The organism is Ferrovibrio xuzhouensis (assembly GCF_042648965.1).
GTDB classification, from domain to species: domain Bacteria; phylum Pseudomonadota; class Alphaproteobacteria; order Ferrovibrionales; family Ferrovibrionaceae; genus Ferrovibrio; species Ferrovibrio xuzhouensis.
Window position 1 is genome coordinate 364,226 of record NZ_JBHRYJ010000004.1, and the last position, 21,369, is coordinate 385,594.

Below are 21,369 nucleotides of genomic sequence, written 5' to 3' on the forward strand. Positions count from 1 at the left end.
TGAGGGGATTTGGCCAATTCTTTGCAATTGATACGGGTGTGACCGCCGCTGTAGTCAGGAAATGCGGTTATGGTAGGGTGCAGCCCCGAGGAAGGCGTCATGCTGGTTTTGATCGATAATTACGACAGTTTTACATGGAATCTGGTCCATTACTTCGGCCAGCTGGGGCCTGAGGTGCGGGTTTTCCGCAACGACGAGATCACCCCGGAGGGGGTTCTGGCCCTCAACCCGGCCGGCGTCGTGCTGTCGCCCGGTCCCTGCGACCCCGACCGGGCCGGCATCTGCCTCGACATGATCGGGCTGGCCGCCGAGAAAGCCGTGCCGCTGTTCGGGGTCTGCCTCGGCCATCAGGCGATCGGCCAGGCCTTCGGCGGCAAGGTGGTGCGCGCGCCACAGCCCCTGCATGGCAAGATGAGCCGTATCCATCATACCGGTGACAGCGTGTTTGCCGGCCTGCCGCAGGATTTCCTCGCCACCCGCTATCACTCCCTCACGGTCGACCCCGCCAGCATGCCGAACGTGCTGCAGGTCACTGCCCGGGCCGAGGACGGCGTGATCATGGGCCTCGTCCACCGCGACCTGCCGATCCACGGCGTACAGTTCCACCCGGAGAGCATCGCCTCCGAACATGGCTTGGCGATGCTGGCGAATTTCGTCCGCGTCTGCGGCCTGCCGGTTGCCGGAGTACGGGACGAGAAAGCGGCATGAACGCCGACATCCCCGAATTCAAGCGGCTGCTGGCGGAAGTGGCCGGTGGCGGCCGGCTCAATCTGCAGGATGCCCGGCTCGCCTTCGACATCATGATGTCGGGCAATGCCACGCCATCGCAGATGGGCGGCTTCCTGATGGCCCTGCGCGTGCGCGGTGAGACCGTCGACGAGATCACCGGCGGCGCCATGACACTCCGTGCCAAAGTCCTGGGCGTGAAGGCGCCGGCCGATGCCATCGACATCGTCGGCACCGGCGGCGACGTCAAGGGCACCTGGAACGTCTCGACCTGCTCGGCCTTCGTGCTGGCCGGATGCGGCGTGCCGGTGGCCAAACACGGCAATCGCGCCGTCTCGTCGAAAACCGGCGCCGCCGACGTGCTGACCGCACTCGGCGTCAACATCGACTGCGATTTCCGCCTGATCGAAAAGGCCATTGTCGAGGCCGGCGTCGGCTTCCTGATGGCGCCACGCCATCACGGCGCCATGCGCCATGTCGGCCCGACCCGCGGCGAACTCGGCACCCGCACGATCTTCAACCTGCTCGGGCCGCTGAGCAATCCGGCGCTGGTGAAACGCCAGTTGCTCGGCGTCTATGACCGCCAGTGGGTACAGCCGCTGGCCGAGGTGATGGGCAAGCTGGGCAGCGACAAGGTCTGGGTCGTGCATGGCTCCGACGGCCTCGACGAGATCACCACCACCGGCCCGACCTATGTATCCGAAATCAGCGGCGGCAAGCTGCGCCATTTCGAGATCACCCCGGAAGAGGCCGGCCTGCCGCGCGCCCGCATGGAAGACCTGAAGGGCGACGAGCCGACCGCCAATGCGGCCGCGCTGCGCGCGGTGCTGAACGGTGCGACCGGCGCCTTTCGCGACATCGTGCTGATGAATGCCGCCGCCGCGCTGGTGATTGCCGACAAGGCGCCAGACCTGCGCGAGGGCGCCGCCATGGCCGCCGCCGCCATCGACGGCGGCAAGGCCCGGGCCGCACTGGCACGGCTGATCGAGATTACCCACGAGCCGCCGCCGGCCGAGCCGGATGCGGACGACAAGGCAGCAAAGACCAAGTGATGAGTGACGTTCTCGCCAGGATCTGCGACGACAAATACGGCCATATCGCCCGCAGCAAGGCCGCCGTGCCATTTGCGCAGGTCGATGCAGCAGCCCGCGCCACGCCGGCGCCGCGCGGCTTCATCCGTGCCCTGCAGGCCACCGTCGCCGCCGGCCGTTACGGCCTGATCGCCGAGATCAAGAAGGCCTCGCCGTCGAAGGGCCTGATCCGGCCGGATTTCGATCCGCCGGCGCTGGCGACAGCCTATGCCCGCGGCGGTGCCACCTGCCTCTCGGTGCTGACCGACGAGCCGTATTTCCAGGGCTGCGACGACTATCTGCGGCAGGCGCGGGCCGCCGTCGACCTGCCAATCATCCGCAAGGATTTCATGCTCGATCCCTACCAGGTCGCCGAGGCCCGGGCGCTGGGCGCCGACTGCATCCTGCTGATCATGGCGGCGCTGGAGGATGGCCAAGCGGCCGAACTCGAGGCCGCGGCCCGGGATTACGGCCTCGACGTGCTGGTCGAGGTGCATGACGCCGCCGAGATGGACCGCGCCCTGAAGCTGAAATCGCCGCTGCTCGGGGTCAACAACCGCAACCTGAAGACCCTGACGGTCGACATTGCGACCACCGAGGCGCTGGCCGCCCGCGCGCCGGCCGGCAAGATCCTGGTCAGCGAGTCCGGCCTCTACAGCAAGGCTGACCTCGACCGCATGGCGATCTGCGGCGCGCGCTGTTTCCTGGTCGGCGAGAGCCTGATGCGCCAGGCCGATGTGGAAGGCGCCACCCGGCTGCTGCTGACCGGAGCGCAGGCAGCGTGAGCGGCAAGCCGACCCTGACCCACCTGAACGAGGCCGGCGAGGCCCATATGGTCGACGTTTCGGCCAAGGCCGAGACCGAGCGCGTCGCCCGCGCCGGCGCCCGCATCGAGATGCAGCCGGCCACGCTCGACCTGATCCTGTCGGGTGAGGCGTCGAAGGGCGACGTGCTGGCCACCGCCCGCATCGCCGGCATCATGGCGGCGAAGAAGACCCATGACCTGATCCCGCTCTGCCATCCGCTGGCGCTGAGCCAGGTGGCCGTCGAACTGACGCCGGACCGTGCGGCGCACGCCATCGACATCGTGGCTACCTGCAAGCTGAAAGGCCGCACCGGCGTCGAGATGGAAGCCCTGACTGCGGCCAGCGTCGCGGCGCTGACCCTCTACGATATGGTGAAGGCGGTCGACCGCGGCATGCGCATCACCGATATCCGGCTGCTGCACAAGTCCGGCGGCAAGTCGGGTACCTTCGATCAGGATTGAGCCGCGCCATGCTGCCCGTTGCCGAGGCCCGTGCCCGCATTGTTGCCGCCCTGCCGGTCATGCCGGCCGAAACCGTCGACCTGCGCCACGCCGCCGGGCGCGTGCTGGCCGAGGATGTCACCGCACGGCGCACCCAGCCGCCGTTCGACGCCAGCGCCATGGACGGCTGGGCCTGCCGTCAGGCCGATCTCGGCACCCTGCCCGCCCGCCTGAAGCCGGTCGGTGAAGCCGCGGCCGGCGGCCGTCATGCCGGCACAGTCGGTCCGGGTGAATGCGTGCGCATCTTCACCGGTGCACCGCTGCCGGCCGGTGCCGATGCCATCGTCATCCAGGAGGATGCCGACCTGCAGCCGGACGGCAGCCTGCTGGTCCGCGAGGCGCCCAAACCCGGCCAGTGGATCCGCCGCGCCGGCCTCGACTTCGCCGCGGGCCAGGTGCTGCTACAGGCCGGCCGTCTCCTCGCGCCCGAGGATGTCGCGCTGGCTGCCGCCATGAACGTGCCGTGGCTGGCCGTGCGGCGCCGGCCGCGCATCGCCGTGCTGGCAACCGGCGACGAACTGGTGCGGCCGGGCGATCCGGTCGGCGAGAACCAGATCGTCAGCTCGAACAACATCGGCATCGCCGCGCTGATCGAGGCCCGTGGCGGCATCGCGACCGATCTCGGCATCGCCCGCGACACGGAAGCTGACCTGCGCAGCAAGGCCGATGCGGCGGCCGGGCATGATCTTCTTGTCACGCTGGGTGGCGCCAGCGTCGGTGAGCATGACCTGATCCATGCCGTGCTGGGCGGCGGCGGAGCCGGCATCGATTTCTGGCGCATCGCCATGCGGCCGGGCAAGCCGCTGATGTTCGGCCGCGCCGGCATCGCCGGTGGCGCCATCCCGCTGCTGGGCCTGCCCGGCAACCCGGTCTCGGCCTTCGTCTGCGCCCACAACTTTCTCGTGCCGGCGCTACGCGCCATGCTGGGGCTCGACTGGACCGTCGGCTTCGACAGCGCGGTCACTGCCGAGGACCTGCCGGCCAACGACCGGCGCGAGGATTACCTGCGCGCCAGCCTGCGGCAGGACCCGCAACACGGCCTGACCGTCAGCATGTTCGCCCGCCAGGACAGTTCGATGCTGCGCCTGCTGAGTGCAGCCGACTGCCTGATCGTGCGGCCGCCGCTGGCGCCGGCCCTGCCGGCCGGCAGCCCGGTGCCGATCCTGCGCCTGCGCTGATGCCGCCCGGCCGACCCGCCCGGAACACCGCCGAACCGGCAAAAGCCGCCGACCTCGACGCCCTTGTGGCGCTGGAGGAACGCTGCTTCTCCGGCGACCGCATGAGCCGCCGCAGCTATGCCGCGGCTCTCGCCAACCCGCGCGCCGTGGTGCTGGTCGCCCGGGACGCGGCGGGTCTGCTGGGCGCCGCCACGCTGTTCTTCCGTGCCGACAGCCCCGCCGCACGGCTGTATTCCATCGCCGTGGCGCCGGAGGCGCGCGGCCACGGGCTGGGGGCCGGGCTGCTGCGGGCGGTCGAGGCCGCGGCCCGCCGGCATGGCGCCCAGGCCCTGCGGCTGGAAGTGAGCGCCGGCAACAAAAGCGCTCTCGCGCTCTACCGAAAAAGCGGTTATGGAGTGATTGGGCGCGTCGCCGGTTATTACGAGGACGGGTCCGACGCATGGCGGCTGGAAAAGCGCCTGCCCAAGCCTGCACCGGCCGGCCGGCGGTCGTCCCGCCGCCGCGCCACCTGACAGTCACCGGACAGATACGGGAGCCGTTCCCGCCACCATGCACATTATTGTCGTCGAGCGAAAAACCCATTTCCGCTACCGCAATCCCGGCTGCCTGGTCCTCAACAACCGGGAGTTCATCACCCGGCCTGATCTCGTGCAGGCCAAGCGCGCCAAGATCATCAACCTGAGCAAGGACTATTCCTATCTCGGGTACGGCTATTACTGCTCGCTGCTGGCCGAAGCCCGCAGCCAGAAGGTGATCCCCAGCGTCAAGACCATCCTCGAACTGCGTGAGCGCAGCATCTACAGCCATACCCTGCCGGAACTCGACGAACTGCTGCGCCAGCAGGTCAAGAAACTGGTCATGCTGCCGTCGGCGCCCTTCGTGCTGCACATCTTCTTTGGCCGCACCGACGATCCGCGCTTCCCCGACCTCGCCCGCCGGGTCTTCGATGAATTCCGCGCGCCGATGCTGCGGCTCAACATCTCGCCGGAAGACGGCTGGCATATCGCCTCGATCCGGCCGATGGCGCTGAGCGACCTGAAGCCGGAGCAGGAGGAATTCTTCGAACTGGCGCTGGAAACCTACACGCGGTCGAGCTGGCGCACGCCCAAGGCCAAGCCGGCGGCCAAATACAGCCTCGCCATCCTGCACAATCCGGCCGATGCGCTGCCGCCATCGGACAAGCGTACCCTGCAGAAATTCATCCGCATCGGCGAGCAGATGGGCGTCGAGGTCGAGCTGATCGAAAAGAAGGACTACTCCGAGCTCGCCGAATACGACGCCCTGTTCATCCGCGAGACCACGGCGCTGGATCACCATACCTTCCGCTTCGCCAAGAAGGCCGAGAACGAAGGCATGGCGGTGATCGACGACCCGACCTCGATCCTGCGCTGTACCAACAAGGTCTATCTGTCGGAGCTGCTCAAGGCCAACAAGATCCCGACACCCAAGACCGTGGTGCTCGACAACCGCGGCATCGAGGCGATCGAGCAGGAAATCCCCTATCCGATCATCCTGAAGATTCCGGACGGCTCGTTCTCGCGCGGCATCGTCAAGGCCGAGAACCGCCAGCAGCTGCAAGACGCCGCGGCCCGCCTGCTGCGCGAGTCCGACGTGATCCTGGCGCAGGAATACCTCTATACCGATTTCGACTGGCGCATCGGCATCCTGCGCGGCCAAGCCATCTATGCCTGCCAGTATTTCATGTCGCGTGGCCACTGGCAGATCGTCAAACATGCCGACAGCGGCCGCTTCACCGAGGGTGGCTATCGCACCCTGCCGATCGAGGAAGCGCCGGCGGATGTGGTCGAACTGGCGCTCAAGGCGGCCGGCCTGATCGGCAACGGCCTGTATGGCGTCGACCTGAAACAGACGCCCAAGGGCGTGGTGGTGATCGAGGTGAACGACAACCCCTCGATCAACCAGGGCGAAGAAGATGCCATCCTGAAGGACGATCTCTATCGCCGCATCATCCAGGAATTCATCCGCCGGCTGGAAGAGCGTCCCGGCGGTGCGGCGGAAAACGGCGGCTCCGCGGTCAGCCTGCCGCAAACGGTGGTGCCGGCTACGACTGCCGCACCGTCGCCGGCCCAGATCGCGGCCCAGGTGGCCGCCAAGGTCGCCGCCGAAGTCGCTGCGAAGATTGCTGCCGAGGTTTCCAGTCAGGTGGCGCAGGCGATCTATAATGCAGCCCGCCCGCAGGCCGTGGCCGGCGAGGACTCTGGCGAGCAACCCGACCTGCCGCTACCCTTCACCCGGAAATAATAGAAACCGCCGCATCTGACGCCACTGCCGGCCTTTTTCGCTTGGGGCCGGCAGCGCGCCATCATAGTATGCCGGCCAACAATCATAAACGAGGAGGAAACCAGATGATTCGATCCATGTATTTCGGCGTTGCAGCATCGATGCTGCTGGGACTGGCAGCAGCCCAGGCGCAGGCCGCCGATATCACCCTCAAGGCCTCGCACCAGTTCCCCGGCGGCAAGGGCGACGTGCGCGACGAGATGGTGCAGATGATTGCCCGCGATGTCGCTGATGCCAAGGTCGGCGTCGACATCAAGGTGTTCCCCGGCGCCAGCCTGGTGAAGGCGAGCGAACAGTGGAACGCCATGCTGAAGGGCCAGATCGACATCACGTCCTTCCCGCTCGACTATGCTTCGGGCCAGCATCCGGAGTTCGGCGCCACCCTGATGCCGGGCCTGGTCAAGAACCACGAGCATGCCAAGCGCATCAACGCCTCGCCGTTCATGGCCGATATCAAGAAGGTCATCAACGATGCCGGCGTGGTCGTGCTGGCCGATGCCTGGCTGGCCGGCGCCTTCGGGTCCAAGGACAAATGCATCCTCGAGCCGAATGACGCCAAGGGTCTGAAGGTCCGTTCGGCCGGCGCCACCTTCGCCGAGATGTGGGCCGGAGCCGGGGCCTCGATCGTCTCGATCCCGTCCAACGAGGTCTACAACGCCCTGCAGACCGGCGTGGCCGATGCCACCGACACCTCGTCGGGTTCCTTCGTCTCGTTCCGCCTCTACGAGCAGGTCAAGTGCCTGACCGCGCCGGGCGACAATGCGCTGTGGTTCATGTACGAGCCGGTGCTGATGTCCAAGCGCAGCTTCGACCGCCTGAATGACGCGCAGAAAAAGGCACTGATGGCTGCCTCGAAGAAGGCCGAGGACTTTTTCGCTGCCGAATCCAAGAAGCTTGACGACAAGCTGGTCGCCAGCTTCAAGGAGCATGGCGTGAAAGTGGTCGAAATGACCGATGCCCAGGCCGGCATGTGGCGCGACGTCGCCAACAAGACCTCGTACCGGACCTTCGCCGAGAAAGTGCCGAACGGCAAGGCGCTGATCCTCAAGGCCCTGCAGGTGCGCTGACGTTTACTCCATGCAGCATTTCATCACCATCGTAAAAATGCTGTCGCGGATCAGCGGGGTGGTCTCAACCCTGCTGATCCTGCTCAGCATCATTGTCGTCTGCCAGATGATCTTCCAGCGCCAGGTGCTGGGGCAATCGACCATCTGGCAGACCGAATTTGTCATCTTCTCGCTGATCGCCGCCACCTTCGTCGGTGCCCCCTATGTGCTGCTGACCCGCGGCCATGTGAATGTCGACCTGCTGCCGCTGGTGCTCGGCCATCGCGGTCGCATGACGCTGGCGCTGCTCTCGTCGGTGATGGCGCTGGCCTTCTGCTTTGCCGTGCTGTGGAACGCGGTGCCCTGGTGGCAGGAAGCCTTCGACACCAACCGCCTGACCAGTTCCATGTGGCGCGCCCGCATGTGGATTCCCTTCCTGTCCGTGCCGGTCGGCATGGGCCTGCTTTGTCTGCAATACGTGGCGGATATCTGGGCGATCGCCACCGGCCGCGAGATGCCGTTCGGCCTGCGGCCCGAGGATGGACTATGAGTGAATTGCACCTCGGCGTGCTGATCTGCCTTGTCGCCATTGCCGTTCTCGCCACCGGAATTCCCATTGCCTTCGGCCTCGGCATTGTCTCGCTGGGCTTCCTGATCGCCTTCGAGGGCTTCCGCAGCATCGACTTCCTGGCCGATACGCTGTTCTCCGGGCTCGACGACTTCACGCTGGTCTCGATCCCGATGTTCGTCATCATGGGCGCTGCCATCGGCTCGTCGCGGGCCGGCGGCGACCTCTACGAGGCGCTGAACCGCTGGCTCAACCGGGTCCCCGGCTCGCTGGTGATTTCCAATATCGGTGCCTGCGCGCTGTTTGCCGCGCTGACCGGTTCCTCGCCGGCGACTTGCGCCGCCATCGGCAAGATGGGCATCCCGGAGATGCGCAAGCGCGGCTATTCGGCCGACCTCGCCACCGGGGCGATTGCCGCCGGCGGTACGCTGGGCATCCTGATCCCGCCCAGCGTGACGATGATCCTCTATGGTATCGCGTCGGAAACGTCGATCGGCAAGCTGTTCCTGGCCGGCGTGCTGCCCGGCCTGCTGCTGACCGTACTGTTCATGGCCTGGGCGCTGTTTCTGAGCTGGAAACGCGGCGAGCGGCTGGTCGACTTCGACCGCCGTTACACGCTGGCCGAAAAGCTGGAACTGCTGCCGCGCGTGGTGCCTTTCCTCGTTGTCATCGCCGGCGTCGTCTATGCCCTCTACGGCGGCATCGCCACCCCATCGGAAGCGGCCGGCGTCGGCGCCATGCTGTGCCTGGTGATGGTGATCGTCGTCTACCGGATCTGGAACATCCAGCATCTGTGGCAGATCCTGCGCGACGGCATGCGCGAAAGCGGCATGCTGCTGATGATCATCGCCACCTCGATCCTGTTCTCCTACATGATGTCGAGCCTGTTCGTCACCCAGTCGGTGGCGCAGTGGATTGCCGGGCTGGAGATCAATCGCTGGGTGCTGATGCTGTTCATCAACGTCCTGCTGCTGATCGCCGGCTGCTTCCTGCCACCGGCCGCCATCATCCTGATGACCACGCCAATCCTGGCCCCGATCATCAGCAATGCCGGCTTCGATCCGGTCTGGTTCGGCGTGATCCTGACCATCAACATGGAACTCGGATTGATCACGCCGCCGGTCGGCCTCAACCTCTTCGTCATCAACGGCATCGTGCCGGATGTCAGCCTGCCCACAATCCTGAAGGGGGCCCTACCCTTCATGCTGTGCATGATGCTGGCGATCCTGCTGATCTGCATCTTTCCCGAGATCGCGACCTGGCTGCCCGATACCCTGATGAAGCGCTAGGCAGTCCTGTATGTCCGCAGCCACGCGTATCCTGGTCTGCACCAGCATCACCTATGTGATCAGCCAGTTCTACCGATCTGCCAATGCGGTGATCGGTCCCGACCTGATGGTCGAACTGCATCTGACGCCGGACGATCTTGGCATCCTGACCGGCGCCTTCTTCCTGACCTTCTCGCTCAGCCAGATCCCGGTCGGCATCGCCCTCGACCGCTGGGGCCCGCGCCGCACCATCCTCGTCTCGCTGGTGATTGCCTTGGTCGGCGCCCTGGCTTTCGCCATGGGGCAGACCCTCGCCGAACTCACCTTCGCGAGGGTCATCCTCGGCCTTGGCTGCGCCGCGCTGCTGACCGGGCCACTGGTGATGTTCTCGCACTGGTATCCGCCGGAACGTTTCGCGCAGGTCTCCGGAATACTGCTTGCGGTCGGCAATCTCGGCGTCATCGCCTCCACCGCGCCGCTGGCTGCCTTCTCAGCCGCCTTCGGCTGGCGCGGCGCCTTTCTTGTCACCGCGGCCCTGACCGTGCTGCTGTTCGGCCTGTCCTGGCTGGCGATTCGCGACCGTCCCGCCACCGCGGGAAACGAAGCGGCAGCACCGGAAACCATCCGGCAGACATTGCGCGGCATCGGCACGGTGATCCGCCACCCGGCCTTTCCTTCCCTGTTCGCCATCTTCTTCAACGTCTACGCGATCTTTATCACCATCCTCGGCCTGTGGGCGGGGCCCTTCCTGCATGACGTCTATGGCCTCGATGCGGCGGGACGCGGCAACGTGCTGATCTTCATGGCCATTGGCGCAGCAACCGGATTTTTCGTCTGGGGACCGCTCGACCGGGTGTTCAATACCCGGAAATGGCTGCTGGCCGTCGGCATCGGCGTGCAGCTCAGCTGCCTGGCCACCATCGCCGCGGTGCCGGGGCTCGGAGTCACGGTCATCACTGTGCTGTTCGCCGTCATGGGCCTGATGAACGGCTGCATGGTGATGACCTATGCCCATGCACGCTCGGTATTCCCCGCCCATCTGGTCGGCCGCGGACTCACCACGCTGAATATCGGGACCATGGGCGGGGCAGCCTTCCAGCAGATTGCCACCGGCTATCTGATGACTTGGCTGATGGCTTCCGGCACCATGGGGGTCGAAACCGCTTACCGCACCATGTTCGGCCTGCAGGCGGCGCTGCTGCTGTCTGCCCTGCTGTTCTACCTGCGCACACCGGATGCCAAACCACGCCAAGCCGCCTGAGCCACAGCCAGTCCGAATTGCCGCCATGATCGAACCTGCTCCCGCCCGTTTCAACATCGCCCGCTACTGCCTGGCCGAGAATGCCCGCCTGCGCGGCGACAAGACCGCGATGATCCTGGTCGGCGCCGATCACGAGACCCGCATGACCTTCGGCGAGGCCGACCTCGCCGTGCGGCGGCTGGCCGCCGGCCTGCAGGGGCTCGGCCTGCCGCGCGGCAGCCGCATCATGATCCGCATGGCCAATGACGCCGATTATGCGCTGACCTATTTTGCGACCATGGCGGCCGGTTATGTGGCGCTGCCGTCGAGCGCGCAGCTCACGACGGCCGAGGCCGCCTACCTGCTGGAGAATTCCGGCGCCGCCGCCGTGGCCGCCAGCGCGGAACTCGCTGCTAGCCTGCAGTTGCCCGAGGGCGTCCTGCTGCTCGATCCGCCGCGTCTGGCTGCCCTGAAGCAGACGGCGCCGCTGGTGGATTACGCCGATACCGCCGCCGACGATCCGGCCTATCTGGTCTATACCTCCGGCACCACCGGCAAGCCGAAGGGCGTGCTGCATGCCCAGCGCGCCGCCTGGGGCCGCCGGCCGATGCATCAGGGCTGGCTCGGCCTGCGCGACAGCGACGTGATGCTGCATGCCGGCGCCTTCAACTGGACCTACACACTGGGTGTCGGCCTCGTCGATCCCTGGGCGGTCGGCGCCACCACGGTGCTTTACAATGGCCCGCGCGACGTGCAGGTCTGGCCGGCGCTGCTGGAAAAGCACAAGGCGACAATGTTCGCCGCGGTGCCGACGCTGTATCGCCAGATCCTGAAATACTGCGATCTCGGGGCCCGCGATCTCTCCGCCTTCCGCCACGGCGTTACGGCCGGCGAGGCACTGCCCGCCGGCCTGCTCGGCGAATGGCAAGAACGCACCGGCAAGCCGCTCTATGAGGCACTCGGCATGTCGGAGATCTCGACCTACATCTCCACCGGACCCGGCATGGAAATCCGGCCGGGCAGTCCGGGACGGCCGCAGCCCGGCCGCCGCGTCGCCATCCTCGATCCCGACAGCGACAGCCCTGAACTGCTGCCGGCCGGCAGTATCGGGTTGCTGGCCGTGCACCGCTCCGACCCCTCGCTGATGCTGGGCTACTGGCAGCGCCCCGATGAAGAGGCGCTGGTCTATCGCGGCGAGTGGTTCTGCGGCGGGGATCTCGCCAGCATCGATGCCGATGGCTATGTCTGGCACCATGGCCGCAACGACGACATCATGAACGCCATGGGCTATCGCGTCTCGCCGGTCGAGGTGGAAACCGCCCTGGCCGAACATCCGGCGATTGCCGAAATCGCCGTGACCGAGGCGAAGGTGCGTGCCGATGTCTCGGTGGTCGCCGCCTTCATCGTGCTGCGTGAAGGCCAGACACTGACCTCGGCCGTGATCAGCCAGTTCGCCGCCGACCGGCTGGCCGCCTATAAATGCCCGCGTGAATGGCGCTTCGTCACCAGCCTGCCACGCACCGCCAATGGCAAGGTACAGCGCAAGAAACTTGCGCTCGACTGACATTCTGTAACTGGCACCGGCTTTGCAATCATCCCTGTAACATTGTGTATGGGGATTGCCATGAGCCTGTCGACCACAGCCACCGCCAAAGCCCAGTTCGGCGACCTGACAACCGCCAACCAGAATATCGCGATCCATACGCCGGCCGCCCAGGCTGCCGGGAAATTCGCGGAATACCTTGCCGAAAAGCAGGCTGCCGGCAAGCCGGTCGCTGCACCGGCCAATGGTGCGCCGCGACCCGACGAGCTGGCAAAGACCCTGTTCGGCAAAGCCTTCGACCCCGCCACCGGCACGGTAAATCTCGACCGGGCGACCGGCACAACCCGCCAGCACACGGCAGAATTTGCCGGGCTGCTGCGGCAGCGCCTGGCTGCGGCCAAACTCGACCCGACCCAGCCGGTCAACCTCAGCATCGGCGCCGATCACCGCATCATCGTCGACAACAGCAACCCGCATGCGGCCGATATCGCCAAGCTGTTCCAGGACGATCCGGCCCTGGCCCAGGCCTACCGCGACGTTGCCGGACAGAATGACAGGCTGGCGTTGCTGCAGACCGGTGCTGCCTATGTGAAGGAGTGGAATGGCGCCACCAGCGACGGCGAGCGGCAGGCCCTGTGGACACGCTATAGCGAACTGATGAACCGCCTGTCGGGTAGCTTCAGCGGCCGCATGACCTTCGGGCCCGGTACCGCCACGGCGGAAAGCCAGCAGATGCTGCGTCGCATGGGCGTGGCAGTCTAGGGTTTTGTTCGGCTAGTCCGGTCCGCTTTAATCCCAACCCAGGCCGCGCTGTTCGGCGGCAGCCTTCTCGTCCTCTTCCAGATTCTGCATCAGGCGGGCGCGGGCCTGCTGCTGCAAGGTGATGCGCTTCTGCAGGTCCTCGTCCCAGTGGTCGTGGATCTGGTCGAGCAACATCTCGTTATGCTGCTTGAAGGTCAGGGCCCGCTGGCGTGCCGTATAGGCCGGCATGCCGAGCATCTTCAGCGTCTCCTCGCCGATCCGCAGCGCCGAGCGGAAGGTCTCGCGCTCGATCACCGGCACCTCGCGGTTCATCAGTTCCACTGCATGCGGCAGGTCGCGGGCCCGAGCGATGATCTTCAGGTTGGGGAAATGCTGTTTGGCGAGATCGACCAGTGCCAGCGAGGATTCAGTATCGTCCACCGCCACCACCAGGATCTTGGCCCGCGCGGCGCCGGCAGCCTCCAGCAGGTCCAGCCGCGTTGCATCGCCGTAGAACACCTTGAAACCGAACTTGCGCAGCGTATCGATGATCTCAGGGTCGTGATCAAGGATGGTGGCGCCGACGCGGTTGGCATAGAGCAGGCGGACGACGATCTGGCCAAAACGGCCGAAGCCGGCGACAATCACCGGATTGCCGTCGTCTTCCGGCATGTCATGCGGCCGGTCGTCGATCTTCGTGAAGCGCGGCTCGATCAGCCGGTCGTTGACCACCGCCAGCAGCGGCGCGCTCACCATCGACAGTGCCACCGCGACGGTCAGTAGCGCGGCCCTGTCGCCACTGAGCACGCCGAGCCCCGCCGCGCTACCCAGCAGCACGAAAGCGAATTCGCCGCCCTGCGCCAGCAAAAAGGCCAGCAATGCCGTCTGGCTTGCCGGCACCTTGCCCAGCCGCGCCATCACCAGTAGCACGACAGCCTTGATCGCCAGCAGCAGCGCGACGAGGCCGAGGACGGCACCCGGCCGGGTCACCAGCAGGCCGAAATCCACCGACATGCCGACCGCCACGAAGAACAGGCCGAGCAGCAGGCCTTTGAAGGGCTCGATGTCGCTTTCCAGCTCATGCCGGTATTCCGATTCCGCCAGCAGCACGCCGGCGAGGAAGGCGCCGAGCGCCATCGACAGGCCGGCCAGCTGCATCAGCAGTGCGATGCCGATCACCAGCAGCAGGGTAGCCGCAGTGAATACCTCACGCATGCCGGTGCTGGCGATCAGGCGGAACACCGGCCGGGTCAGGAAACGGCCGCCGATGATGACGATGGCAATCGCCGCCACCGCCTTGCCGGCGCCAAGCCAGCCGCCGGTGCCGGCCGCCACCGCCGGGGCCGCCGCCAGCAGCGGCAGCAGGGCCAGCATCGGGATCACCGCAATATCCTGGAACAGCAGAATCGAGAAAGCCGCCCGGCCACCCGGCGTGCCCATCAGGTGACGTTCCTCCAGCGGCTGCAGGGCAATCGCCGTCGACGACAGTGACAGCGCCAGTCCGGCAACGACCGCTGCTGCCGGCGCCCAGCCGACGGCGTAATGAAAGATCGCCGCGAAAGCCAACGCCGACAGGCCGACCTGCCCGGCGCCGAGCCCGATGATCGGGCCGCGCATCTGCCACAGGCGGCGCGGATTGAGCTCCAGGCCGATCACGAACAGCAGCATCACGACGCCGAATTCGGAGAAATGCAGGATCGCCTCGACATCGGTGATCAGTTGCAGGCCCCAGGGGCCGACAATGATGCCGGCAATCAGATAGCCGAGCACCGAGCCAAGCCGCAGCCGCTTGGCAATCGGCACGGCGATGACTGCGGCCGCAAGGTAGACAACGGTATTGGCAAGCAGGCTGTGCTGGTCCATGGCGTCCTCAGCGGTCGGTGGCCGGAACCACCGGCTGGGCGCAGGCAGCCTGCTGCGCGGGATGGGCATAACCATCGAGCCAGTGGCGATAGGCGGCCGCATGGGCCTCTACTTCCTGCTGGCTTTTCAGGCGCACGCCCTGGAACAGGTAAGGCGGCCGGTAGGTCAAGCCGCAGAGCGTGGCCGAGCGCTCGAAAGGACGCAGCAGGTCTTCCATCGGATAGCGGTTATAGCCGTCCTCGCGATAGGCATAGTCCGGCCCGCCGGTGGAGATCGCCTGCACCAGGTCCTTGCCCTGCAGGGCAGTGCCGCCATTGCCATAGGCCCAGCCGTATTCGAGTACCGCATCCATCCATTCCTTCAGCAGCGACGGGCAGGAATACCAGTAGAACGGATGCTGCATCACGATGACATCATGGGCAGCCAACAGGGCCTGCTCGCGCTTCACATCGATATGGAAATCCGGATAGGTCTCGTAGAGGTCATGCACTGTCACATGCGGCAGGTCACGCACCGCATCGATCATCGAGCGGTTGGCCCGCGACAGCTGTGGATAGGGGTGCGCGAACAGCACCAGGATCTTCGGCTTGTCGGTCTCCGGTATACTCACGCAGTATCCTTTTTCAGGTGACCGACAGGCCGTCGTCGGCCGCCACGATGGCGCCGTTGATGAACCGCGCCTCGTCGGAGGCCATCAACAGCAGCAGGCCGTCGAGATCCTCCGGCGCGCCCACCCGCTTGCGCGGCAGCATCTCGACCAGCTTCTGGCCGCCCGGGGTGCTCCAGTAGTCGCGGTTGATCTCGGTCTCGATATAGCCCGGGCAGATCGCATTGGTATTGATGTTGTAACGCGCCCATTCCAGCGCCATCGCCTTGGTCATCTGCACGACGGCGGCCTTCGACATGCAGTAGACCGAAAGCTGGCCCAGCACCCGCAGGCCGGCCACCGAGGCGATGTTGATGATCCGGCCGGCCGCCTTGCGGGCGATCATGTCCTTCGCCGCCGCCTGCGCCACGAAGAAGGCGCCCTTGGTGTTGGTGTCCATGACGAAGTCATAATCATCCGGCGTGACATCGGTGATCTTGCCCTGTTTGCTGACGCCGGAATTGTTGACCAGGATATCGACGCCGCCGAGTTGGCCTGCCACCTCGGCGAAGGCCGCCTGGATATTGCCATGGTCGTTGACGTCGAGCCGCACCGTGATCGCCCGGCCACCGGCCGCATTGATCCGGCCGGCCAGATCGGCCAGCCGCTCGGTGCGCCGGGCCGCCAGCGCCACGGCGGCACCGGCGCTGCTCAGCACCTCGGCAAACCGCTCGCCCAGACCACTCGAGGCCCCGGTCACCAGCGCCACCTTCCCCTTCAGACTGATTCCCGTCGACATCGATTCCTCCTGATTTTCCAGTCGGATCGTCCCGCCTCCCGGAATTGTGGTCAAGGGGCCGGCGGTCAGGACTGGCCGGGCGACCATGACTGCGCTACCGTTGCGGCATGCAAATCGAAATCGTGTCCGACGTCATCTGCCCCTGGTGCTTCATCGGCAAGCGCCGCCTGGAAAAGGCGCTGGCCCAGCGCCCCGATATCCCCTTCGAGATCGGCTGGCGACCCTTCCAGCTCAATCCGGACATGCCGCGCGACGGCGCCGACCGGAAGAGCTATCTGGAAACCAAGTTCGGCGGCCCCGAACGAGCCCAGCAGATTTACGCCCGGATCAGTGCCGAGGGCGCCAAGGAAGGCATCCCCTTCGACTTCAACGGCATCCGCCGCACCCCCAATACACTGGCGGCCCATACGGTGCTGCGCTGGGCACTCGGCGCCGGCGTGCAGAACGAACTGAAGGAACGCCTGTTCAACCTGTATTTCATCGAGGGACAGGATATCGGCGACCACCAGGTACTGGCCGATGCCGCTGCCGCAGAAGGCATGGACGGCGCCCTGGTGAAGAGCCTGCTGGACGAAGACCGCGATGCCGATGTCATCCAGCAGGAGGACATGATGGCCCGCCAGCTCGGCGTGACCGGGGTGCCCTTCTTCATCTTCGAACGCAAATACGGCGTGCCGGGCGCGCAGGAGCCGGACGTCCTGCTGCAGGTGATCGACCAGGTGGCCGGCGGTACCGCCGGCGACGAGGCGTGACCCCTGAGGTTACGGGGGGACCGGTTCCCGGCACCCCGGCGCTTCCCGTGATCGAGGCGGTTTCCGATGCCGACCGGGTTCGCGACCCCAATGTGCGGCAGTTCCTGTCGCTGTGGTTCGCCGAGGCCAATGCCGGGCGGCGCCCGGGCAAGGATTTCCTCGATCCCCTGCGGCTGCGCTTCTTGCTCGGCTCGCTGTCGCTGCTGGAGGTCCAGAAAGATCCGCTGCGCTTCCGCTACCGGCTGGCTGGCACCGACGTGGTGCAGCGGCTCGGCACCGAGCTGACCGGCAAGTGGCTCGATGACCACCCCAATCCGGTGTTCCGGCCGCTCCTGATCCAGGGCGCCCGCATGGTCTACCATACCGGCCGGCCGGTCTACGGCGGGATGGACACGCGGGCGCTGGGCCAGGACTGGTCGCTCGAGGTGGTCGCCGTGCCGCTGTTCGCGCCCGACGGCAGCGTCGGCTGGATCGGCGCCGGCCAGAGCTTTCCGCCGGACAAGGCCGAGCGCATGCCCGGCCAGCCGATCAGCTAGCAGCCGGACCGCTAGCTGTCAGGCGGCCTTCTTCGCCTTCACGGCAATCTCGCCGAGCCGCGAGGCAATATGCATGACGCCTTTCAGGCGCTGCTCGGGTTCCGGCCAGTCGTGGATGAACACCACCTTGTGGTCGGGCCGCAGCTTGGCCTTGCCGCGCTCCGACTGGATGAACAGCACCAGCCCGGCCGGATCGGCGAATTTGTTGTCGCGGAAGGTCAAGGTCGCGCCCTTCGGGCCGGCCTCGATCTTCATGATGTTGGCATCGCGGCAATGCCGCTTGATCGCCACGATATCCAGCAAATGCTGCACTTCGGCCGGCAGCGGGCCGAAGCGGTCGATCAACTCGGCCGCAAACGAGTCGATCTCGTCGCGGCTCTCGAGATCGGCGACCCGGCGGTAGAGCTGCATACGCAGGTTGAGGTCGGCGACATAGCTATCCGGGATCAGCACCGCCGTGCCGATCTGGATCTGCGGTGACCATTTCTCGCTGCCGGCACCAGTCTCGCCGCGGGCTGTCGCCCGCGCCTCCACGATCGCCTCCTGCAGCATCTCCTGATACAGCTCGAAACCGACCTCGCGGATATGGCCCGATTGTTCCTCGCCGAGCAGGTTGCCGGCGCCGCGCAGGTCAAGATCATGCGAGGCCAGGGTGAAGCCGGCACCGAGCGTATCGAGGCTTTGCAGCACGCGCAGGCGCTGCTCCGCCGAGGTGCTGAGCAGCCGGCCGGCCTGGTAGGTGAAATACGAATAGGCCCGCAGCTTGGAGCGACCGACGCGGCCGCGCAGCTGGTACATCTGCGCCAGGCCGAACAGGTCGGCACGATAGACCACCAGCGTATTAGCGGACGGGATATCGAGGCCGCTTTCGACGATATTGGTCGCCACCAGAACATCATAGCGCCGGTCGTAGAACGCGTTCATCACGTCGTCGAGGTCGGTCGGCGCCATCTGGCCATGGGCGACCACGGCTTTCAGTTCCGGCACATGGTCGCGGATGAACGCCATCGCGGTATCGAGGAATTCGATGCGCGGGCAGACGAAGAAGCTCTGGCCGCCGCGGAAGTGCTCGCGCAGCAGCGCCTCGCGGATCACCACCGGATCGAAGGGCGTGACGTAGGTGCGCACGGCCAGGCGGTCGACCGGCGGGGTGGCGATCAGGCTGAGCTCACGCACGCCGGACAGGGCAAGCTGCAGGGTGCGCGGGATCGGCGTCGCCGACATGGTCAGCACATGCACCTCGGCCTTGAGTTGCTTCAGGCGCTCCTTGTGCTTGACGCCGAAATGCTGCTCCTCGTCGATGATCAGCAAGCCGAGCCGCATGAACTCGATGCTTTTCGACAGCACCGCATGGGTGCCGATCACAATGTCGACGGTGCCGTCGGCCAGCCCCTTCTTGGTGGACGTCGCCGCCTTGGCCGTCACCATGCGTGACAGCTGTTCGATGCGGATCGGCAAGCCGCGGAAGCGTTCAAAGAAAGTGCGGTAATGCTGGCGGCACAGCAGGGTGGTCGGACAGACCAGCACCACCTGCTGGCCGGCCATGGCGGCGGCAAAGGCCGCCCGCAACGCCACCTCCGTCTTGCCGAAGCCGACATCGCCGCAGATCAGCCGGTCCATCGGCTTGCCGGAGCCCAGGTCTTCCAGCGTTTCCGCGATGGCGCGAGCCTGGTCGCCGGTCTCGTCGTAGGGGAAACGGGCGCAGAATTCCTCGTAGAGGCCATCCGGCGGCGTGACCTGCTCGCCACGGCGCAATTCGCGCTGGGCGGCGATCTTCATCAGCTCGCCGGCCATGTCCTTCAGGCGCTGCTTCATGCGCGCCTTGCGATTCTGCCAGGCCACGCCACCGAGCTTGTCGAGGGTCACTTCCGCATCCGGCGAGCCGTAGCGCGACAGCATCTCGATATTCTCGACCGGCAGGTACAGCCGGTCGCCGCCGTCATACTGTAGCAGCAGGCAATCGTGCGGCGCCCCGGCAACGTCGAGCGTCACCAGGTCCTTGTACTGGCCGATGCCGTGATCAATATGCACGACGAAATCGCCCGGCTGCAGGGCGCTGGCCTCGGCGATGAAATTCTCCGCCCGGCGCTTCTTCTGGCGCGGCCGCACCAGACGATCACCGAGGATGTCCTGCTCGGCGACGACGCAGAGATCGGCCGCCTCGAAGCCATGCTCGAGCGGCAGCACGGCGATGGCGGCAACCGACTTCGGCAGACCATCGAGATCGGCGGCCCGCTCCACCATCTGCGGCGTCGAGATGCCGTGATCCGCGAGTACATGACCCAGCCGGTCGGCGGCGCCGGCCGAGAATGTCGCGAACAGCACGCGGCGGCCGGCCTGCGCCTGTTTCGCCAGATGGCCGCCCAGCGCATCATAGACGCCGACCTTGCTCGCCTCGCGGTGTTCGGCGGCCTGCGCCGCCTGGGCGCGCTCCGGCGCGAAGTCGCGCCCGGGCCGGCCACCCAGATCGACCACGGTGATGTTGGGGCCGCCGGCGGCATCGAAGGGATAAAGCTGGCCGGTGGGGCGCTTCTCCAGCCGCTGTTCCCATTCGCCGCTGGTCAGATACAACCGCTCCGGCGGCAGCGGCTTGTAGGGTGCACCGCCCTCCTCCAGTCCGCGTTTCATCGCGGCACGGCGGGCATCGTAGTGGTCGGCCACGGCCTTCAGCCGCTCGTCGGCGGCATCGCTGCTCAGATGGTCGAGCGTCACGACGGCCTGCGGAGCATAGTCGAGCACGGTAACCAGCCGGTCGAAGAACAGCGGCAGCCAGTGTTCCATGCCGATCTGGCGCCGGCCGGTCGACACCGCCTCGTAGAGCGGGTCTTCCTTGGTCACCGTGCCGAACAGCTCACGATAGCCGCTGCGGAACCGGCCGACGGCATCGGCATCGAGCGGCACCTCGCTCATCGCCGTCAGCGACAGGTCGAGAACCGTGTCGATGGTGCGCTGGGTCAGCGGATCGAAGCGGCGGATGTTCTCCACCTCGTCACCGAAGAAATCGAGCCGGTACGGCGCCTCGCTGCCCGGCGGAAACAGGTCGACCAGGCCGCCGCGCACCGCGAATTCGCCCGGCTCCATCACCGTCGAGACGCGGCGGTAGCCATTGCCGGCAAGATAGGCAACCAGAGTGTCCGGCGCTACGCGGCTGCCTTTCGCGGTACTGAACCCGGTGCGGCGCAGGTAATCCGGCGCCGGCAGGCGTTGTAGCGCCGCATTCACCGTGGTCAGCAACAGCCAGGGGTCGTCGGGCAGGCCGCCGGCGATGCGGCTCAGTGTGTCCATGCGCCGGGCGGCGATCTCGGCATTGGGCGACACGCGGTCATAGGGCTGGCAGTCCCAGGCCGGCAGGGTCAGGACATTCAGCTCCGGCGCGAAGAACCGCAGCGCCGCTTCCAAGGTCGCCATGCGGGCATCGTCGCGGCAGACATGCAGCAGGCCGGCCGCCTGCTGGCGCCGCGTCAGCGCGATCAGCAGGCGCGCGTCCTGCCCCTCGGGTGCGCCGGCCAAAGCCCAGCGACCCGGCCGGGTCAGGATATTCGGCAGCATGAAGGTCATGACGTCAGAGCGGCAGCCGGTAGGCGCGCAGCAGCTTCATCACCCCGGTGCTCAGATGCGCCGGCACCGGCTCGCGGCCGATCGCCCAGGCGTAGATCTGCGGGTCGGGGTAGTTTTCCAGAAGATTTTCGTACTGGTCGAGCTCGACGTCGGTGAAGGTCGGCAGGTGACGCGCGGCGAAGCCGCCGAGCAGGAGATCGGTTTCCTTCATGCCGGTATAGCGGCTGCGATGCAGCAGGCGCTTGCGGCGGGTCTCGATATCCTCGCTCTGGGGCTCGGTCATGCCTG

General features: G+C 66.3%; 20 protein-coding genes. 15 read left to right on the forward strand and 5 right to left on the reverse strand.

Annotated features, from left to right (window positions below; translation table 11 throughout):
- Nucleotides 1–99 precede the first annotated feature (99 nt).
- The 13 genes from ACFOOQ_RS18325 to ACFOOQ_RS18385 all read left to right on the forward strand — a co-directional run bounded on the left by ACFOOQ_RS18325 (nt 100) and on the right by ACFOOQ_RS18385 (nt 13,008).
- A complete protein-coding gene (locus ACFOOQ_RS18325; protein WP_379729064.1) occupies nt 100–708 on the forward strand; it encodes an anthranilate synthase component II in 609 nt (202 codons plus the stop codon).
- Nucleotides 705–1,778: an anthranilate phosphoribosyltransferase gene (gene trpD / locus ACFOOQ_RS18330; RefSeq protein WP_379729065.1), complete on the forward strand. Its 1,074-nt coding sequence runs from the start codon at nt 705–707 to the stop codon at nt 1,776–1,778. Before ACFOOQ_RS18325 ends, trpD begins: the two co-directional genes overlap by 4 nt.
- A complete protein-coding gene (gene trpC, locus ACFOOQ_RS18335) occupies nt 1,778–2,581 on the forward strand; it encodes an indole-3-glycerol phosphate synthase TrpC (protein ID WP_379729066.1) in 804 nt (267 codons plus the stop codon). Before trpD ends, trpC begins: the two co-directional genes overlap by 1 nt.
- Nucleotides 2,578–3,063: a cyclic pyranopterin monophosphate synthase MoaC gene (gene moaC, locus ACFOOQ_RS18340; RefSeq protein ID WP_379729067.1), complete on the forward strand. Its 486-nt coding sequence runs from the start codon at nt 2,578–2,580 to the stop codon at nt 3,061–3,063. Before trpC ends, moaC begins: the two co-directional genes overlap by 4 nt.
- Before the next feature lie 8 nt (nt 3,064–3,071).
- On the forward strand, nt 3,072–4,280 hold the full coding sequence (locus ACFOOQ_RS18345; protein WP_379729068.1) for a molybdopterin molybdotransferase MoeA: 1,209 nt from the start codon (nt 3,072–3,074) through the stop codon (nt 4,278–4,280).
- A complete protein-coding gene (locus tag ACFOOQ_RS18350) occupies nt 4,280–4,792 on the forward strand; it encodes a GNAT family N-acetyltransferase (protein ID WP_379729071.1) in 513 nt (170 codons plus the stop codon). The genes ACFOOQ_RS18345 and ACFOOQ_RS18350 overlap by 1 nt, the downstream gene beginning before the upstream one ends.
- Nucleotides 4,793–4,829: 37 nt before the next feature.
- Nucleotides 4,830–6,542: a RimK family protein gene (locus tag ACFOOQ_RS18355; RefSeq protein ID WP_379729072.1), complete on the forward strand. Its 1,713-nt coding sequence runs from the start codon at nt 4,830–4,832 to the stop codon at nt 6,540–6,542.
- A gap of 104 nt (nt 6,543–6,646) precedes the next feature.
- Entirely contained in the window at nt 6,647–7,648 is a 1,002-nt protein-coding gene (gene dctP / locus ACFOOQ_RS18360) for a TRAP transporter substrate-binding protein DctP (protein WP_379729074.1), read from the forward strand.
- Between the two features lie 10 nt (nt 7,649–7,658).
- Nucleotides 7,659–8,177, forward strand: coding sequence for a TRAP transporter small permease (locus ACFOOQ_RS18365; RefSeq protein ID WP_379729076.1), 519 nt, complete (start codon nt 7,659–7,661; stop codon nt 8,175–8,177).
- Nucleotides 8,174–9,484: a TRAP transporter large permease gene (locus ACFOOQ_RS18370; RefSeq protein ID WP_379729077.1), complete on the forward strand. Its 1,311-nt coding sequence runs from the start codon at nt 8,174–8,176 to the stop codon at nt 9,482–9,484. The genes ACFOOQ_RS18365 and ACFOOQ_RS18370 overlap by 4 nt, the downstream gene beginning before the upstream one ends.
- 10 nt (nt 9,485–9,494) lie before the next feature.
- The gene (locus ACFOOQ_RS18375) at nt 9,495–10,724 is read left to right on the forward strand and encodes an MFS transporter (RefSeq protein WP_379729078.1); all 1,230 of its coding nucleotides are present in this window, start codon (nt 9,495–9,497) and stop codon (nt 10,722–10,724) included.
- Between the two features lie 25 nt (nt 10,725–10,749).
- Nucleotides 10,750–12,267, forward strand: a complete 1,518-nt coding sequence (locus ACFOOQ_RS18380) for an acyl-CoA synthetase (protein WP_379729080.1) — start codon at nt 10,750–10,752, stop codon at nt 12,265–12,267.
- A 60-nt stretch (nt 12,268–12,327) separates the two neighbouring features.
- Entirely contained in the window at nt 12,328–13,008 is a 681-nt protein-coding gene (locus ACFOOQ_RS18385) for a hypothetical protein (protein WP_379729081.1), read from the forward strand.
- Between the two features lie 27 nt (nt 13,009–13,035).
- On the opposite strand, the gene kefC is transcribed toward ACFOOQ_RS18385, so the two are convergent.
- The 3 genes from kefC to ACFOOQ_RS18400 are packed head-to-tail and all read right to left on the reverse strand — an operon-like array spanning nt 13,036 to nt 16,235.
- Nucleotides 13,036–14,850 (reverse strand): glutathione-regulated potassium-efflux system protein KefC, encoded by a 1,815-nt coding sequence (kefC, locus tag ACFOOQ_RS18390; protein ID WP_379729082.1) that lies wholly within the window; start codon nt 14,848–14,850, stop codon nt 13,036–13,038.
- Nucleotides 14,851–14,857: 7 nt separating this feature from the next.
- Complete coding sequence (gene kefF / locus ACFOOQ_RS18395; protein ID WP_379729083.1) at nt 14,858–15,460, reverse strand: glutathione-regulated potassium-efflux system oxidoreductase KefF; 603 nt, start codon at nt 15,458–15,460, stop codon at nt 14,858–14,860.
- Nucleotides 15,461–15,473: 13 nt separating this feature from the next.
- On the reverse strand, nt 15,474–16,235 hold the full coding sequence (locus ACFOOQ_RS18400) for an SDR family oxidoreductase (protein ID WP_379729084.1): 762 nt from the start codon (nt 16,233–16,235) through the stop codon (nt 15,474–15,476).
- Between the two features lie 107 nt (nt 16,236–16,342).
- Here ACFOOQ_RS18400 and ACFOOQ_RS18405 point away from each other — a divergent pair, with 107 nt between their 5' ends.
- Both ACFOOQ_RS18405 and ACFOOQ_RS18410 read left to right on the forward strand, forming a co-directional pair.
- Nucleotides 16,343–16,987: a DsbA family oxidoreductase gene (locus ACFOOQ_RS18405; RefSeq protein ID WP_379729086.1), complete on the forward strand. Its 645-nt coding sequence runs from the start codon at nt 16,343–16,345 to the stop codon at nt 16,985–16,987.
- A complete protein-coding gene (locus ACFOOQ_RS18410) occupies nt 16,984–17,523 on the forward strand; it encodes a PAS domain-containing protein (RefSeq protein ID WP_379729087.1) in 540 nt (179 codons plus the stop codon). Before ACFOOQ_RS18405 ends, ACFOOQ_RS18410 begins: the two co-directional genes overlap by 4 nt.
- An 18-nt stretch (nt 17,524–17,541) precedes the next feature.
- Here the strand turns inward: ACFOOQ_RS18410 and mfd are convergent, their stop codons facing one another.
- Both mfd and ACFOOQ_RS18420 read right to left on the reverse strand, forming a co-directional pair.
- Nucleotides 17,542–21,081: a transcription-repair coupling factor gene (gene mfd / locus ACFOOQ_RS18415; protein WP_379729088.1), complete on the reverse strand. Its 3,540-nt coding sequence runs from the start codon at nt 21,079–21,081 to the stop codon at nt 17,542–17,544.
- A gap of 4 nt (nt 21,082–21,085) precedes the next feature.
- On the reverse strand, nt 21,086–21,364 hold the full coding sequence (locus ACFOOQ_RS18420) for a succinate dehydrogenase assembly factor 2 (RefSeq protein WP_379729090.1): 279 nt from the start codon (nt 21,362–21,364) through the stop codon (nt 21,086–21,088).
- Between the last annotated feature and the right edge of the window lie 5 nt (nt 21,365–21,369).